The 1,425-nt window shown below is 72.3% G+C and carries 2 protein-coding genes; both read left to right on the top strand.

Annotated elements, in window-relative coordinates; translation table 11 throughout:
* Nucleotides 1–153: 153 nt before the first annotated feature.
* Nucleotides 154–483, top strand: coding sequence for a hypothetical protein (locus AB0O11_RS39345; RefSeq protein ID WP_363397430.1), 330 nt, complete (start codon nucleotides 154–156; stop codon nucleotides 481–483).
* Between the two features lie 349 nt (nucleotides 484–832).
* Complete coding sequence (locus AB0O11_RS39340) at nucleotides 833–1,219, top strand: hypothetical protein (RefSeq protein ID WP_363397428.1); 387 nt, start codon at nucleotides 833–835, stop codon at nucleotides 1,217–1,219.
* Nucleotides 1,220–1,425 lie beyond the last annotated feature (206 nt).

Below are 1,425 nucleotides of genomic sequence, written 5' to 3'. Positions count from 1 at the left end.
CCTACCCAGAAGAACTGAGCGACCCGCCCACCAACCTGCGCGCCCCATCAGCTGCCAACCATCCAAACTGCGAAATCCACAGCTAGTGACGAGATTCCTACGCAGAAAAACCGGGCGGCGACAGCGGGCGGGGATTTCTGGCGGTGGCGGGCGGTGGCGCGGGACGCGGCCGTCTTCCCGGAGGTGGTGGAGGTCGCGCGGGCGCTGCTGGATCCGGTGATGGCCAAGCTGGTGTGGCAGGACAGCGGGGCGGGGCGGCCTCGGGCGCTGCCTGCGGACGGGGCGTTCTGTCGGCGGCTGGGCGAGCGGGTGGGGCGCGAGTGGCTGGGGCCGCTGGCTGCGGTCGATCTGGGCGGGCCGTTGATCGCGTGGATGGGAGCGGTGATCCGCCGGCGCCGCGGCGTGGCCGTGCCGCCCGGTCACCGGGACGATCTGTGGTGGGTGCGGCCTTGGGGGCGAGGCCGGCGACGGCGTGTTTGGTGATGCGGGCCCAGGTGCGGAAGTTGCCGTGGGCGGCCTGTTTGTCGGCCGGGTGGTCAGGTCGGGGTCGGTGCCGTATCGCGGGGGGTGGGAGTCGGGGAGGGTGGTGAGGGCCTCGGGGAAGGTGTGTGGGAGGGCTTGCTGCCGGATGAGGACGCGGGGGGCTGGGGGCAGCGCGGTTGCCCCGCCCGTTATTCCTCGCCCTGCCGTCCCGATGGGCATGACGTACCCCACAGCCCGAGATGTACAAGTTTCAACATTTCTCCCGGTAGCGTCGTTCTTGCCCCACCACAGCGGGGCACCGCCCGGAGCCATCACCCCGTGGCTCCGGGCCGATCAAGGAGGAAAGATCATGAACAAGTCCGTCGGACGCCGGGCCGCCACCGCGGCCGCCGCGCTCGCCGCGACGCTCGGTGGGCTGCTGCTCGTCGGCGGCACTGCCTCGGCCGCACCGGTTCAGGCCGTCCACCGCGACACCACCGTCTCCGTCTCCCCGGCGGCCTTCCAGGTCCGCGACCACGAGGGCGACCGCTTCGAGCGCTACGCCGGCTACGGCAGCGGGCACACGAGCCGCTGGGACGGCCACCGCTCCTGGGAGCGCCAGGGCAGCTACTGGTACAGCGACGACCACGGCCACCGGTACCGCTACGACGGCCACCGGTTCTACCAGTGGGACAGCGGCTGGCAGATCATCCAGGTCATCGACGTGTACGGGTTCGACCCGCACGTCTTCCGCTGACCTGCGACGGCTCGGGGCGGGAACGCGCGCCTGATTCGGTGCCGGTACACCGCGCGCCCCCAGCCGTCCTCTCGCGTCGCCGTCCGGCCGGACACCGGTGTCCGGCCGGACGGGCTCGGCCACCCGCCGGGGGGGCCCCCCCCCCGGTTAGGGGGGGGCATACCACACCGAGGGTGCTTGCGGGTTACGCGGGGGGGGGTACATTG

Origin of the sequence: Kitasatospora sp. NPDC093102 (assembly GCF_040683915.1) — a bacterium.
Taxonomy (GTDB): Bacteria; Actinomycetota; Actinomycetes; order Streptomycetales; family Streptomycetaceae; genus Kitasatospora.
Note: the sequence above shows the minus strand (reverse complement) of the source record. Positions and strands in the feature narration are given on the sequence as shown.